This window comes from [Phormidium] sp. LEGE 05292, from assembly GCF_015207735.1.
Taxonomy (GTDB): domain Bacteria; phylum Cyanobacteriota; class Cyanobacteriia; order Cyanobacteriales; family Aerosakkonemataceae; genus Floridanema.
Map to the genome: position 1 here is coordinate 43,520 of NZ_JADEWG010000031.1, position 15,775 is coordinate 59,294.

Here is a 15,775-nt window from a genome sequence, read left to right on the forward strand (position 1 = left end):
ACTCATGATTTCATCAATTAACACCAGAGGTTAGGTTAACAATGAAAACCAAGGTTGAGGATTTTACCCCACACGATCTCTCCCAGCTTAATTTGGAACCGCGTGGAAGGGTTTTTCCCAGCCCCATGCTTTGGAAACATCATATTTTTTATCAAATATTGCCCGATCGCTTCAGCGATGGTCGGGAGGCAGAGCGTCCGATGTTCGACTATCGCCATCCCGAACAATACCGAACTCAAGACAAACGCGCCTGGATGTCAGCTGGCTTACGCTTCACAGGGGGAACGCTTCAGGGCATACGCAGCAAGTTGGATTACTTGCAAGGATTGGGAATTACAGGTTTGTGGCTGAATCCTGCTTTCAAGCAAAGAGCAGATTTGCAAACTTATCATGGCTATGCGATCCAGAATTTTCTCGATATTGACCCTCGTTTCGGCACGATTCAAGATTTGCGCGACCTGATCGATGATGCACACGATCGCGGAATGGTCGTTGTGTTAGATGTTGTGATCGACCATACTGGTAATAACTGGTTCTATGGGCCAGACCTGACTGGCATTACTGAAGAATCACTGCCTTACCGCTATGAGCCGCCTTACAGTTTTGCGGGCTGGCGTTCCGGCACGGGTGAGTGTATTCCTGAAATTCAAAGCCTGGAAGATGGCTGCTGGCCCAAGGAATTCCAATCTTTAGATGCCTATAACCGTCGGGGTGCGATCGTCAACTGGAGCAATCCCGACCCGATGGACCCGAATGCGGAATTTCGCCGGGGCGATTTTTTCGATTTGAAGAAGCTGGATGGCTACCACAAAGCCACGTTGGAAGCGATCGTTCGTTGCTATCAATACTGGATTGCTGTAACTGATTGTGACGGCTTCCGCATTGACGCTGCTAAACATATTCCCAAAGACATCTGTGCTCAGTTCAGTTTTGCGATCGCTCGCTATGCTCAATCGATCGGTAAGGAAAACTTTCTCCTCGTAGGCGAAATCACCGATAACTTGATGTCGTTCAACTATCTATCTTTGTTCGGCAGTGTTTTCGATCGAGCATTAACCGCAGTACTTGATATTAACAACTCCCCAAATCAGATGGCAGGGGCGGCTCGCGGTACACTCAATCCGATGGACTTCTTTCAACGCTTCCGTACCGATTCCGATCTGGCTCGTTACATCCAGACTGGACGGCTCCATGTCTCCATCCTGGATGACCATGATATGTCCTGCAAGTCCCACAAGCAGCGTTTTGCCGCCCATAACTCCACACCGCACAGCTACTGGCAATCGGCTCATGCGGTTGGCATTCAACTGCTAACTCCCGGTATTCCCTGTATCTACTACGGCACAGAGCAAGCTTTTGATGGCAATGAGGGTTATCACGACTACAGCATTGAACCCAACCGCTTTGGTGAAGACCGTTATATTCGGGAAGATATGTTTGGGGGGCCGTTTGGGGCATTTCAAACTACAGGTTGTCATTTCTTTAATCCTGAGCATCCCACCTATTTGCGGATTGCTGCGATCGCTCGAATTCGCAACGGTAATAATTCGATCGGACGCTCCCTAAGAATGGGTATTTGCTATCCTCGTGAAACCTCCTTCTGTGGCTATCCCTTCCAGATTCCAGGGGCAGGTGAACTCTTTGGCTGGTCTAGAATTCTCTCCTATCACGAGATTGTCATGGTGATGAATACTCATGGATTAGAACCTAGAGGAGCCGATGTCACCGTAGACGGAAACTTGAATCCTCCAGGGTCAAAACTGCGGGTGCTTTACCGGGCTGATTGGACAGATGAACAACTCAAACAGCCTCCCACTAACGAATTTATCGCTGTTGAGCAGACTGCCGAAGGTCGTGCTTATGTGCGGCTGTCTTTGCCACCAGCAGGGATGGTCATTTTGGGCTAAACACATTGCTTTTCCTCTCTTGATATTCATGTTCATGCAAACCATCCACGAGTAGATAGTGATAGTAAATGAGAAATTCAGCTAAGAATTTAGTAGGGTTATTCATCGCATTCCTTTTAACGCTTCTTTTAAGTAGTCTTAAATGGTTGCCATTAGCTGTAGCTCAACAGCCACCTTCCCCTCCTCATATCCTCTACATTATGTCGGATGACCAAGGATGGAAAGATGTCGGGTTTCACGGTTCCGATATCAAAACACCAAACCTCGATCGGCTTGCTCAGAGTGGGGTACAACTCGAACAATACTATGCCCAGCCCATGTGTACACCATCAAGAGCCGCACTGATGACTGGCAGATATCCCCATCGCTATGGACTACAAACATTAGTGATTCCTTCAGCTGGTAAATATGGTCTGGCAACCGACGAGTGGCTGCTACCCCAAGCACTGAAAGAAGTGGGTTACAAGACTGCCATCATAGGCAAGTGGCACCTTGGTCATGCCGATCGCAAGTATTGGCCCCGACAACGGGGATTTGATTACCAATACGGCCCGATTCTTGGCGAGATCGACTATTTCACTCACTCAGCACATAACAAGATTGATTGGTATCGAGACAATCAGTTGGTTGAAGAAGAAGGCTATGTGACGACATTGTTGGGTCAAGATGCAGTAAAACTGATCGGAGAACACAATCCAAAGACCCCACTTTTTCTTTACTTGGCATTTACCGCACCCCATGCTCCCTATCAAGCACCACCGGAGTATCTAGACCAGTACAAAAACATCACTGACCCTAACCGTCGTACCTATGCTGCCATGATTACAGCGATGGATAACCAGATTGGTCTGGTGCTGGCGGCGCTAGACAAGCGTGGGATGCGTGACAACACGCTCATTGTCTTCCAAAGCGACAATGGCGGACCCCGATCGGCTCAATTTACAGGTGAGGTCGATACCTCTGGCGGAACCATCCCTGCTGACAATGGTTCTTTCCGCGATGGCAAGGGATCGCTATACGAGGGCGGCACTCGCGTTGTTGCACTAGCCAACTGGCAGGGACACATCAAGCCAGGTTCGGTGGTTAATCAACCGATTCACATTGTAGATATGTACCCAACATTGACAGGTCTTGCTGGTGTGCCTTCTGGTAAGAGTAAACCACTCGATGGATTGAACGTTTGGTCAGCATTAAGTGGTGAGAAGCCCTCCGCCCGTAATGAAGTTGTTTACAACATCGAGCCATTTCGTGCCGCACTTCGTCAGGGAGACTGGAAATTGGTTTGGCAGGTGACGCTGCCGCCTCAAGTCGAACTCTTCAACCTGGTACAGGATTCTTCGGAGAAGACCAACCTTGCTGACAAAAACCCGGAGGTCGTGTCCAAGCTGAAGCAGCAGATTGAGGGGATGTCTGGTGATGCCGTCTTCCCGCTGTTTTTAAAAGAATCATTTGGTGCGGCAAAGAGCATACTTTTTACCTCTGTTTCCACGCCTGATGAGAAGGAGGCGATCGAAAATCAACCATGACGGTCATCCGGTTTTTGCAAAACAACTCCAGCAAAAGGGGCAAGGGCGATCTGATTTGTGTGAGAGTTCCAGAGTGTAGTTGAGTCAGTGGTCAGGATCGGTTGAGGTTGTTTCCAACGATCGGATAAAGACAAGGTGAATTTCTGAGTATGTGCGTTGAGTACGATCGCATACTCGCCACATTCATACCCATAAACACGATTAACATCATCAAGTAACCAAGATTGACGCGGTTGCTGCCAAAGTTCAGGCGTTTTCCGACGCAAGGCAATTAACTGTTTGTAGAACTCCAGCAAAGAGGTATCTTGTTCTGCGCCCCACAGCATTGGTAATCGAGATTCTTCCAAGCGCCCCACGTTTTCTAACTGACTTAAGCCCACTTCGGTTCCATAATAAATGATTGGGGGATTGGGTAAGGTAAATTGACATAATGCTGCCAGTTTCAGGCGGCGTTTATCGCCATCCACCACCCACAAAAACCGATTCATGTCGTGGTTATCTAAGAAACTGGGTAAGACTAAACTCGACCCGAAATAAGCCAAATGCTGTTCTAATGCACGATCGAACTGACTGACGCTGAGGTTTTCAAACACAAAGAAGCCGCGCAGGAGTTCTAATAATCTAAAGTCTAAACAACCATCCATTCGTCCGGTGTACGATCGCATTACCGATGGCGGTTGGGTAATTTCTCCCAGCGTCACACTATCTGATTTTGTGCGTCGAGTTGCGTCACGAAACATAGACCAGAAGGCATGAGTCACCCCATGAGCATAATCTAACCGAAAACCATCACAACCCTGTTGTAACCAATAACAGGCGTGTTCGATGAAATACTCCCGCACTCCCGGATTATCTGAATTTACTTCGGGTTGTCCAGGAACATCAAAAAAGCAATCGTATTCTAATGGATGGTCGCGAAATCGAAACCATTCGTAGCTAGGATGTAGACGATCGCTCAAAGCTGTTTGGAAGGCAGAATGTTTGTCGGAAACATGATTCACCACGTAATCTAAAATAATCCGAATTCCACGTTGATGGGCTTGTGAGATCAGGTTTTGCCAGTCTTCCATTGTGCCAAGGCGAGGTTCAATGGTGCTGTGATCGATCGGATCGTAGCCATGATGGGAAGGACTGGGAAAAATGGGCGTTAACCAGAGACAGTTTACGCCTAAATCTTGCAAGTAATCCAGTTTTGATAAAATTCCGTTTAAAGTGCCACCATAAATGCAACTGCGATCGTCTGGTGTGTGAAAAGCGGTTCCTGGATCTGGTGCAAAGCGATCGACAAAAATTTGATAAATAATCGCTTCTCCGATCCACGCTGGAATCTTTTCCCCATCAACAACGAATTGATAAATTTGCGGTTTATTGTTTCGATACAGCTTTTCTAATGCTTTGAAATCAAAATCTTCTGCGTTACTCGACTGTTTTAGCGCATCCACATCTACATAAGGACTGGCGATCGTTTGATTGGTTATCGTGGTTGCAGTTATCAAATATGATACTTGCGTTCCTTGCGCTTGACCTGGAATAGTAGCTTCCCAATGTTCTAGATAACACCATTGCAAAGTATCCCATTCAATCTGAGTACGTTGCATTGGTAGCGTTACGATCGATGGATGCTCGAAATCCAAGGAAGATAAGAGAGCAGAGGTATCTGTTGTGTAATGAAGGCTAACGGATTTAACCGCAATTTCTGCCCCCACTCGCACGGTGATGAGAATCGGTTCGTTTTCTGTGGGATCGATCGCTCTCAAGGTAACATCATGAAATAACCCGATTCGTTCCATCCGGGCTTGTTTCAATCGTCCCTGAGAGGTTGAAAGCGGACCAAAGATAAATTCAGGAAGTTGGGGAAATTGATCTTTCATCGATCCTATCAAATTGGCTAGTACAAGAAGGCTCCAAGGCAGAAGGCAGAAAGCAGAAGGAAAGAAGGCTTTTATATTCAGCTTTATTACCTTTTTTCAACTGATTGGTGATTTCTGCTGCGCTGCACTAGCTTTACAATATCCGATCTCCTGGTAAAAAATCCTTAAATAAATTTTTTGTTTGATAGGTTCTTAAATTACAAAACTTGCTGCGTGAAATGTCATGAGAACCGATTTTTAATTTCTTATGTGAACTTGTTAAAAAACTGGACAAGTCATTTCTAGAGGAGGGTAAATATTATTAATAGGTGCGACTAAGATGGATTTATGCACTATAGTAACCCAAGTTGTTAGTTACAAATATTGTCGATTCGATCCTCCCTAACCGCTTTAAAAGATCCCCCCTCCGCCCCCCTTAAAAATGGGGGAACCAGCGGAAGCTTTGCTATTAACATCACGGGGGGAATCGGATTCAAAGTCCCCCTTTTTAAGGGGGATTTAGGGGGATCTTGCGCTAGTAAGAATTTGCGATCGCTACTTTGATAACTGTTATAGTAGGGAGAAGATCAGCGTAGTTGTAAATTTATGAGTACTCCTACAAGAAAAAAGAAAACCATCCTATTTTTGGCAGCCAATCCTAAAAATACTAGCCCTTTGAGTTTAGAGCAAGAAGTTAAAGAAATTGAACATGGTTTACAAAGAGCAAAAAAGCGTCACAATTTCCAACTAGAAAAAGAATTGGCAGTGACACCCAGAGATATGCAGCGAGCAGTGTTAGGATTTAATCCAGAGATTGTCCATTTTGCAGGACATGGTGCGGGAGAGGATGGTTTAGCTTTTGAAGATGGAAATCAAAAGATCAAGTTGGTGAGTGCTAAAGCATTGGCAAGTTTGTTTGAGTTATTTAAAGACCAAGTGGAGTGTGTGGTACTGAATGCTTGCTACTCGGAAGTGCAAGCAAAAGCGATCGCACATCATATACCCTACGTTATCGGCATGAAACAAGCAGTAGGAGATAATGCGGCACGCGAATTTGCAGTAGGATTTTACGACGCATTAGGCGCGGGGAAAACAGTAGAATTTGCGTATAAAATGGGCTGCGTCAGTATCAGTATGGCGGGTATCCCAGAAGAACTTACGCCAATATTATTAAAAAGCTCAGATTTTGCTGATTCCGATTTACCAGAAGAACTAATTGAAGATGAAAATTCTGATTTGCCAGATAGCAGTACAATTGAGGAATCATCTGGGCGATCGACCATTGCACAACCCATTTCACTCACAGAATTAGATAACCCAGAAGGTTCTGTTAGTTTGAATTCTCCCCTATATATAGAACGTCCTCCCATTGAATCAGATTGTTATGAAACAATTGTTAAACCAGGTGCATTAATCAGAGTGAAAGCACCGCGACAAATGGGAAAAACTTCTCTTTTGCAACGCATTTTACACCATGCTAAACAACAAGGACATCAAACGGCTTATCTGAATTTTCAAGCTGCTGATGCAGAATTTCTTAGTAGCATAGATAAATTTTTACAATGGTTTTCTGCCAGTGTTGCTAATGAATTAAATTTGGACGATCGTCTAACAGAATATTGGAAAGGCGTACTAGGTAGCAAAAACAAATGTAGTAACTACTTTCAACGCTACTTACTCACATCTGTCACCGAACCATTAACATTAGGATTAGATGAAGTCGATCAGATATTCCATGATGAGAAAACTGCTCAAGAATTCTTTGGTTTACTAAGAGCATGGCACGAAAGAAGTAAAAACGAACCAACTTGGCAAAAACTACGTTTAGTCATCGTTCATTCTAAGGAAGTTTACATTCCTCTTAATATTAACCAGTCGCCGTTTAATGTTGGTTTACCCATTGAATTACCAGATTTAAACTCAACACAAGTTACTGAATTAATAAAACGTCACGGGTTAAATTGGTCGAATCATGAAATAGAACAATTAATCGGAATGGTAGACGGACATCCTTATTTATTGCGAAAAGCACTTTATAATTTTGCGCGAGGACAATTAACCCTAGAAAAGTTTTTAGAATCAGCGCCTACCGAAGCAGGAATTTACGACGATCATTTGCGGCGACATTTAACTAATATTAAAGCCGATCCGAAATTAGAAGCAGCAATGAAACAGGTAATATCTGCTTCTGTTCCAGTGCGGTTGGAACAAATGGAAGCGTTTAAACTAAGAAGTATGGGATTAGTAGAATTGCGAGGTAATGATGTAGTTCCATTATGCAACCTTTATCGCTTGTATTTCAAAGATATGTTAGGAGTCCGTTAAGGTACGTTGTTGCGCTTCAGCGCCAGCTATAGCGCTAAAGCGCAACAACGTACATTTATAATTCAAAATCAAAAATAAAAAGATGGTTTACGAATATCAAGTTGGTGGTAGTTTACCAATTAATGCGCCTACTTATGTCAGACGAAAAGCTGACGAAGATTTGTATGCAGCATTAAAAGCAGGTGAGTTTTGTTATGTACTCAATTCCCGACAAATGGGTAAGTCTAGTTTGCGGGTACAAACAATGCAACGCTTACAAAATGAGGGAGTTGCTTGTGCTGCTGTTGATATTACTGCTATAGGAACTTCCGATATTACTGCTGAACAATGGTATGCCGGAATCATCGATTATTTAGTAAATGGTTTTGAACTTTACGGCAACTTCGATTTAGATGATTGGTGGACGAGTCACGGCTTATTGTCTCCTGTACAAAAGTTTAGTAAATTTTTAGGTGAAATTCTTTTAGAATCTATTGATAAAAATATTGTAATTTTTGTTGATGAAATTGATAGTGTATTGGCTTTACCATTTAATATTGATGACTTTTTTGCGCTGATTCGGGATTGTTTTAATCAACGGGCAGATAAACCAGAATATAACCGTTTAACTTTTGCTTTGATTGGGGTGGCAACGCCTGCGGATTTGATTAGTGACCGTCGTCGTACACCATTTAATATTGGTCGGGCAATTGAGTTAACAGGGTTTCAATTAACGGAAGCTGAACCTTTAGCAAAAGGTTTCGCTAATCGAGTGGAAAATTCCCAAGAATTGTTAGCATCGGTGTTATCTTGGACTGGCGGACAGCCTTTTTTAACCCAAAAGATTTGTAAGTTAATCAACAATTCCCTCAATTCCCAATCAATCGAACATCCCCAGGTTTGGGTAGAAAATTTGGTGCAAAAGCGGGTAATTGAAAATTGGGAAACCCAGGATGTACCAGAGCATTTAAAGACGATTAGAGATCGCATTCTCAGAAGCGAACAACGCGCCAGCAGATTATTAGGAATATATCAGCAAATCCTCCAATCAGAACCGAGTCCCCAGTCCCCAGTCGATGGCGGTCCCCAACCTCCAGTCCCCGCAGACGATACACCAGAACAAATGGAACTGCGACTTACAGGATTAGTGGTCAAGCGTGAGGGGAAACTGAGAGTTTATAACCGAATTTATCAGACTGTTTTTAACTTTGATTGGGTAGAGAAAGCATTAGCTAATCTCCGTCCTTACAACGAAAACTTTCGGGCTTGGGTAGATTCTAATTATCAAGATGAATCGCGATTATTGCGGGGTCAAGCTTTGGAAATTGCCCAAGCTTGGGCGGCTGGGAAAAGTTTAAGTCACCAAGATTATCAGTTTTTGGATGCTAGTCGGGAGTTGGAAAGGCGGGAAGTTGAGCGTTCTTTGGCAACCGAGAGAGAAGCTAATCAAATTTTAAGTGAGGCGAGACAGAAAGCAGAGTTGGCGTTAGAGGATGAACGGGTAGCCAAACAACAAGCACAAAAGATTAGGACTAGGACTGCGATTTTTGCTGGGGTAGTTGGATTAATTGCAGTTGGGGCAGGTGTTTTTGCTATTTACCAAGTCATGCAAGCCCAGAATTTAAGATATGCAGTAGAGAAAACTGTCTTTTCCCAAGCATCATTTAATTCTGGAGATGGACTCAAAGCACTACTGGAAGCATTAAAGGCAGGGCAAGCATCCAAACAACTAAATTTTTCGGAAGAATCTATTACAAATTATATTCAAGAGCAAGCTATCGCTGTCCTTGAGCAAACAGTTAATAGGGGTGAAATCAGAGAACGCAATACTTTGTCAGGTCATCAGAGTTATGTCAATAGTGTCAGTTGGAGTCCCGATGGTCAAACTCTGGCAACCGGAAGTTGGGACAAGACGGTGAAACTGTGGAACCGACAAGGAAAGTTGCTGCAAACTCTCACAGGTCATCAGAGTTCTGTCAATAGTGTCAGTTGGAGTCCCGATGGTCAAACTCTGGCAACCGGAAGTTGGGACAAGACGGTGAAACTGTGGAACCGACAAGGAAAGTTGCTGCAAACTCTCACAGGTCATCAGAGTTCTGTCAATAGTGTCAGTTGGAGTCCCGATGGTCAAACTCTGGCAACCGGAAGTTGGGACAAGACGGTGAAACTGTGGAACCGACAAGGAAAGTTGCTGCAAACTCTCACAGGTCATCAGAGTTCTGTCAATAGTGTCAGTTGGAGTCCCGATGGTCAAACTCTGGCTACCGGAAGTTTAGACAAGACGGTGAAACTGTGGATTTTGGATGTCAATCAACTCATGGCTTCCGGCTGTGATTGGGTTAAAGATTATCTAGAAACTCATCCTGATGAAGCAAAGGAAGAACGGCGTATCTGTGCCAACCTCGCCAAAAAGTAGGTTCTCTGGTGTTTTTGGGGACTAGGTGACAAGGAGAGAAATCAATTTAACTACTGAGATCCCCCAACCCCCTTAAAAAGGGGGCTTAGAAGGTTCCCCCCTTTGTAAGGGGGGCTAGGGGGGATCTAAGTTTCAGGCTTCAGCACGCAAGCCCTAAAAATATACAATTTAGATTGCGCTTTAGTTTATTAACTGATTAGTAATTCTGTAGGTGTGATGAATGTTGTTAAAACCTAAATTTTTTAATTATTTAGCTTGGTTTGCGCTCTTATTTGGGATTATAATTCGCTGCTTTCAATATTTGAGTAATCGCTCTTTGTGGGGAGACGAAGCAAGTCTGGCGTTGAATATTGTCGATCGCTCTTACCTAGAATTACTACAACCTTTAGATCATAATCAAGCTGCACCTTTCGGGTTTTTGTGGATTGAAAAATTAGCAACTCAGCTATTTGGACACAGCGAATATTCATTGCGCTTGTTTCCTCTCATTGCTGGAATCGCTTCTTTATTTCTTCTTTATGAATTAGGTAAAAATACTGTATCTGTGGTTGCTTTACCGATCGCACTAATTCTATTCGCTTCCCTCAAAGAACCTCTTTATTATGCTACTGAAGTTAAGCAATATTCTAGCGATGTTATGGTAGCATTGCTGCTTTCTCTAGTTTTAATACCCCTAAAAAATCAAATTTTAACCTTACCCAAAATTATCTTATTTGGTGGCTTGGGAATATTAGCAATTTGTCTATCTCATCCAGCTATTTTTGTCTTAGCAGGAATTGAGAGTGCCAATTTTCTGTTAACTCCTGCTAAAAGACGAAGAGAAATTCTGATTAACCGTTTACCCCTCTATTTTATTTGGATTATTGGTTTTGGCTTTTTCTATTCTTTAACTTTAGCAAATGCCGCCAAAAATCAAAACTTACACAATGCTTGGAAACCTGAATATCCCCAATCTGTATTAGACTTAGGCTGGCTAATAAATTCTTTGAAAAGGTTCTTCAATAATCCATTAGGATTTGAAACTATAGACGAAATTTCTTTAATTGTGTTTATCATAGGTAGCATTATATTCCTGAGAAAAAACAAACAGATGTTTCTGGTGTTAATGTCTCCATTATTTGTAACTTTGGTGGCGGCATATCTTCATAAATATCCTTTTCGTAACCGCTTAATTTTATTTTTAACTCCTTTTTTCATTTTAATCATTGCTGAGGGTGCAGCATTTCTAACTTCTCAATTCAGTAAGCAGAAAAAGCTGAGAACAACAGCCGGAGTAATAATTATTAATTTATTAATCCTTCCACCTTTAATTTTATCAAGTATATTTTTCTTTGTTCCAGAAACGAGACACGAAATTAGACCTGTAATTGAGTATATACAAGCTAATCAACAACCCAATGATGGCATATTTTTAGTTGGAGGCTCGCCCGATCAATTTGAATATTATGCAGCCAAATATGGCTACTCTAAATCTATGTATTTTATTCTTCCTTATAACGACTTTTTTAATCCTGAGACATTTTCGGAACAAAATTGGGAAGAAATTAAACGCACATCATCACACCTACAAAATAAACAGCGTGTTTGGTTTATAGTTTCTGGATTAAGGAGAGAAAGAGAAGTTATAGTTAAGCCTAGTCTCGATCGCTTAGGGCAAAAACTGGACTATTTCAGCAAGCCAGGATCGCTGACTTATCTTTATCAGATGAAATCAGGTGAAAGCAGACAATAAAGTTGTACACTTGTGGCTCTAGGGCTGACCTATGGAGGATAAAGTTGTATACTAAGAAGCTTATTATGTGGCTTTGGAACTGCTTAGGCGATCGCTGAGGTGTAAGCCATCGCCACTACCAAATCAAATCCGATCGGCTGTTGTGGAGTTGTCGAGCGAGCGTACACAGTGGAAAGATTTGTCTTGTTTGATGCAAATCTTTGATCTCAACTGCGATCGCTTGATATTGATTTTTTTATTTTGGCACAGACCAAGAACGAACTTCGCCCAAAGTTACAGGAATCCTGTCGCTCACATCAACTGTAAACCGATAAACTTTCTTCGCCCTCCGACCATTTTCAGGATCGAAAAACTTTCGTTCAGTTCAATATCTTCTGACCAATAAGGTTTGCACTCAAAAAACGGGTAATTCTAAAACAAATCCGGGTAAGACATTTTCTCCGGATAAACTTGTGGGTAATTGAACAATTTCAACGGTTTGATGCGGACGGTAGATTTCTACTTGTTGCGCTTGGGGATTAATCAACCAACCTAACCGCAAACCGCTGTTGAGATATTCCTGCATTTTTTCTTGCAGTTGGGTTAGGGAGTCGGTACGAGAACGCAACTCTATCACAAAATCAGGACATAATGGGGGAAATTTCTCTTGTTCTTCTGGTGTTAATGATTCCCAGCGTTCGTTGGCGACCCAAGCAACATCGGGAGAACGGTCTCCCCCATTCGGTAAGCGAAATATGGTAGACGAACTAAAGACTCTGCCGAGTTGAGTTTGACGATTCCATAACCAAAGAGGGCCGTTTAAATCGGCTTCTCGATTTCCACTAACTCCACCGACGGGAGGCATAATTATTAATTCTCCTTTGGGTGTTCGTTCCAGTTGCCAATTTTGATTGTCTTGGCAGAGTTGGTAAAATTGCTCGTCGCTTAAGTCTACATTTTTTAAATTTAAAATTACCGGAGTGGAAGTAATCATTGCTGAAAATTCCCCATGCCAAGGAAACGCCGTAATTTAAAACTTGGATACTCTTACCATATCACCTCTCGTTGCAACAATCGCGAGTAGTTGGATCGACACCAAGCTGACGTGCTATTCCTCGTAAACTAACAGTTGAATCTTGCCATTAAGTCCCTAGCAACTGATACGTTTAGCCATCTGATTACCTCATCCAGATGGTTAATACAAGCCAGTCTCCAGAACTTATCGCTCTGGAAAACCTGGCAAGTAAAATTTCCGTGCTCATTGTACAACTTTATTGTTCAGTGTACAAGTTTCAGGCACGGTGTACGACTTTATTGGCAAGTGTACAACTTTATTGTCTTTATACACCTTATTCAACTGTTACCGACTTCGCCAAATTTCGAGGTTGATCGACATCTAAACCTCGTCTTGAAGCGATATGATAAGCCAACAATTGCAAAGGAATTACTGTCACAATGGGAGACAATAATTCATCAACTAAAGGAACTGGTAAAACTTGATCGAAAACATCAGATTCTTCACCTTCATTAGCAGCGGTTACGCCAATTAAACGGGAATCGCGGGCTTTGGCTTCTTGGGCATTGGAAATTACTTTTTCGTAAACTGGACTACCGGGCATTGCGATCGCCACTACCGGAACTTTAGCATCTAAAAGAGCGATCGGGCCATGTTTCATTTCCCCAGCCGGATAACCCTCAGCATGAATATAACTAATTTCCTTCAGTTTCAGCGCCCCTTCCAAAGCAATTGGATAATTAATTCCCCTACCCAAAAAGATAAAATCTTGCGTCTCCGCAAAATCATGGGCTAACTCTTCAATATATCTTTCTTGGCTTTCCAAAACCATTTCAATTTGTGCCGGAAGCAATCGCAAAGCATCCAAAATCTTTACTATTGCTGTAGCAGATAAAGACTTTCTCCGATAAGCCAAATCCAAAGCCAAACAATAAAAAGCAATTAATTGTGCCAAAAAAGTTTTCGTCGCCGCCACCCCAATTTCAATCCCAGCATGGGTGTCAATAATATGAGAAACTAATTGACCAAGAGAACTTTCAGGACGATTAGTAATTCCCAATAATCTAGCCTCAAACTCCGCAGACTTACCCAACCTGCGAGTTTGTTCCATTGACAACGCAGCCAAAGTATCAGCCGTTTCCCCTGATTGTGTCACCCCAATAGTTAAAGTATTTGCAGTTAACGGCGGTGGTGCATAACGAAACTCCGAAGCATACTGCACAGTCGTCGTAATTCCGGCCAACTGTTCCAACAAATATTTTCCTACCAAACCAGCGTGCCAAGAAGTACCACAAGCCAAAATTTGAATATGTTCTAAATCTGCACAAAGTTCTTCTGGTAATTCCAATTTAATCGGTGATTTCCCATTAGATGCCGTCCAATCACTATCAAGATAAGCTTCTAAACAAGCCCTGACCACCCCTGGCTGTTCATAGATTTCTTTCAACATGAAATGACGGAATCCCTGCTTTTCTACTAATATCGGATTCCAATTCAAAGTGCGGGGAGTTTTCTTCAATCTATCACCCGCAAAATTGTACACCTCCACACCCAAAGGAGTTAACCGCGCTAATTCCCCATTTTCCAAAGTTAAAACCGCACGAGTATAAGGCACAATTGCCGGAGTATCCGACGCACAGAAAAACTCACCCGAACCAAAACCGATCGCCAAAGGAGCCTGCTGTCTCGCTACAATTAACTCATCAGGAAAATCAGCAGAAATCACAGCAATCGCAAACGCCCCCTCCAGCTTACTCACAGCCTGTCGCACCGCTTCCAAAAACCGCGAACTAACAGAAACCGCAGAATTATTCGGCAACAAAGTTAAAAACTCCGCAATTAAATGCGGAATCACTTCCGTATCCGTATCCGAACGAAACTTATGCCCCCGACTCTTTAACTCTTCCCGCAACTCCCGGTAATTTTCCACAATCCCATTTTGCACCACCGCCACACGCATCGCCGTATCCGTATGAGGATGCGCGTTGTACTCCTCCGGCTTACCATGCGTAGCCCAGCGAGTATGCCCAATTCCTATTTGCGCCGGATTTTCATCACCTGCCAACTTATCACGCAGGTTTTGCAACTTCCCTTTAGCCCGAACGCAGTAAACCTCTCCCTCTCTCACAGTGGCAACGCCAGCAGAATCGTAACCCCGGTATTCCAGCTTCTCTAATCCTGCTAATAAAATCTCACTAGCTGCCTGAGTGCCAATATAACCAACAATTCCACACATTTCACGACCACTCCTGCTCTTGCCAAACAACTATACTTACTTGCTAAAAGCTACTGAGCTATCAGGATAACGTCAAGTTTTCAGCAAGTCATCAAAAAAAGGAACAGGGACTAGGAAAGTTTTGAGTTGTAGGGGCGGGTGAGAGTAGATAAATCTGTGTTCACAACACAAGAGTTAACAACAAAACCCGCCCCTACCAGAGTTTTTCGTCAATAAAATTCCCCTTGTCCCCTTGTCCCCTTGTCCCCTTGTCCCCAGTCCCTAATCCCCAATCCCCAAATAATTAGTCCTGAGTGCGAGTCAGAAGTTCAACATAGAAGAAGAATCTTCACAACTCAACACTCAGGACTATAAGATGCAAGAGCTTAGTAGGCCAAGCCCATACTGCGAGTAGTTTCAGCGCCCAAGTAAACTCGGATGCTCAAAAAGTCTGTGGGGCAAGCCGTTTCGCAACGTTTGCAACCAACACAGTCCTGTGTTCTGGGAGATGAGGCAATCTGTTGGGCTTTGCAGCCGTCCCAGGGAACCATCTCCAATACGTCAGTGGGGCAAGCCCGGACGCATTGAGTGCAGCCAATACAGGTATCGTAGATTTTTACTGAATGTGACATGGAATAAAGACTCCAAACGAGGCTCAACAATGCGACTCTGCATGAAGCAGAAAACACAAGCTTCTTTGAATCAAAGCTTAGTTTACCGCACACCCTCTCAGGTACTCCTCAAAACTCAGCAAAACTTTAAAGAACTTGACAATTGATCGAAAGAATCAGAGTTTCAGGGCAGAGGGGCAGAGGGGCAGAGGAGCAGAGG

The 15,775-nt window shown here is 43.2% G+C and carries 9 protein-coding genes and 1 pseudogene; 5 read left to right on the plus strand and 5 right to left on the minus strand.

Features of this window, described 5'->3' with window-relative positions; translation table 11 throughout:
- Positions 1-41: 41 nt before the first annotated feature.
- Complete coding sequence (locus IQ264_RS11590) at positions 42-1,907, plus strand: alpha-amylase family glycosyl hydrolase (RefSeq protein ID WP_193980936.1); 1,866 nt, start codon at positions 42-44, stop codon at positions 1,905-1,907.
- A 68-nt stretch (positions 1,908-1,975) separates the two neighbouring features.
- Complete coding sequence (locus IQ264_RS11595; protein ID WP_193980937.1) at positions 1,976-3,433, plus strand: arylsulfatase B; 1,458 nt, start codon at positions 1,976-1,978, stop codon at positions 3,431-3,433.
- Here IQ264_RS11595 and IQ264_RS11600 read toward each other — a convergent pair.
- A complete protein-coding gene (locus IQ264_RS11600) occupies positions 3,424-5,304 on the minus strand; it encodes a glycoside hydrolase family 13 protein (RefSeq protein ID WP_193980938.1) in 1,881 nt (626 codons plus the stop codon). The genes IQ264_RS11595 and IQ264_RS11600 overlap by 10 nt on opposite strands.
- 585 nt (positions 5,305-5,889) lie before the next feature.
- On the opposite strand from IQ264_RS11600, the gene IQ264_RS11605 reads away from it, so the two are divergent.
- From IQ264_RS11605 to IQ264_RS11615, 3 genes are all read left to right on the plus strand, one after another.
- Positions 5,890-7,608, plus strand: coding sequence for an AAA-like domain-containing protein (locus tag IQ264_RS11605; protein WP_193980939.1), 1,719 nt, complete (start codon positions 5,890-5,892; stop codon positions 7,606-7,608).
- Between the two features lie 82 nt (positions 7,609-7,690).
- Positions 7,691-10,003 carry an AAA-like domain-containing protein gene (locus IQ264_RS11610; RefSeq protein ID WP_193980940.1) on the plus strand — a complete coding sequence of 771 codons (2,313 nt, stop codon included), beginning with the start codon at positions 7,691-7,693 and terminating at the stop codon, positions 10,001-10,003.
- Between the two features lie 220 nt (positions 10,004-10,223).
- On the plus strand, positions 10,224-11,735 hold the full coding sequence (locus IQ264_RS11615) for a glycosyltransferase family 39 protein (protein WP_193980941.1): 1,512 nt from the start codon (positions 10,224-10,226) through the stop codon (positions 11,733-11,735).
- 235 nt (positions 11,736-11,970) lie between these two features.
- Here the strand turns inward: IQ264_RS11615 and IQ264_RS11620 are convergent.
- From IQ264_RS11620 to psaC, 4 genes and pseudogenes are all read right to left on the minus strand, one after another.
- A pseudogene (locus tag IQ264_RS11620) lies at positions 11,971-12,090 on the minus strand (hypothetical protein); the annotation flags it as partial.
- 39 nt (positions 12,091-12,129) lie between these two features.
- Entirely contained in the window at positions 12,130-12,708 is a 579-nt protein-coding gene (locus IQ264_RS11625; protein ID WP_193980942.1) for a Uma2 family endonuclease, read from the minus strand.
- Positions 12,709-13,063: 355 nt separating this feature from the next.
- Positions 13,064-14,965, minus strand: a complete 1,902-nt coding sequence (glmS, locus tag IQ264_RS11630) for a glutamine--fructose-6-phosphate transaminase (isomerizing) (protein ID WP_193980943.1) — start codon at positions 14,963-14,965, stop codon at positions 13,064-13,066.
- Between the two features lie 365 nt (positions 14,966-15,330).
- Complete coding sequence (gene psaC / locus IQ264_RS11635; protein WP_073594425.1) at positions 15,331-15,576, minus strand: photosystem I iron-sulfur center protein PsaC; 246 nt, start codon at positions 15,574-15,576, stop codon at positions 15,331-15,333.
- Positions 15,577-15,775 lie beyond the last annotated feature (199 nt).

Bases quoted from the DNA above. Each gene is read 5' to 3' on its own strand.
- IQ264_RS11590 (WP_193980936.1), top strand. From the start codon at position 42: ATGAAAACCAAGGTTGAGGATTTTACCCCACACGATCTCTCCCAGCTT.
- IQ264_RS11595 (WP_193980937.1), top strand. From the start codon at position 1,976: ATGAGAAATTCAGCTAAGAATTTAGTAGGGTTATTCATCGCATTCCTT.
- IQ264_RS11600 (WP_193980938.1), bottom strand. From the start codon at position 5,304: ATGAAAGATCAATTTCCCCAACTTCCTGAATTTATCTTTGGTCCGCTT.
- IQ264_RS11605 (WP_193980939.1), top strand. From the start codon at position 5,890: ATGAGTACTCCTACAAGAAAAAAGAAAACCATCCTATTTTTGGCAGCC.
- IQ264_RS11610 (WP_193980940.1), top strand. From the start codon at position 7,691: ATGGTTTACGAATATCAAGTTGGTGGTAGTTTACCAATTAATGCGCCT.
- IQ264_RS11615 (WP_193980941.1), top strand. From the start codon at position 10,224: ATGTTGTTAAAACCTAAATTTTTTAATTATTTAGCTTGGTTTGCGCTC.
- IQ264_RS11625 (WP_193980942.1), bottom strand. From the start codon at position 12,708: ATGATTACTTCCACTCCGGTAATTTTAAATTTAAAAAATGTAGACTTA.
- glmS (WP_193980943.1), bottom strand. From the start codon at position 14,965: ATGTGTGGAATTGTTGGTTATATTGGCACTCAGGCAGCTAGTGAGATT.
- psaC (WP_073594425.1), bottom strand. From the start codon at position 15,576: ATGTCACATTCAGTAAAAATCTACGATACCTGTATTGGCTGCACTCAA.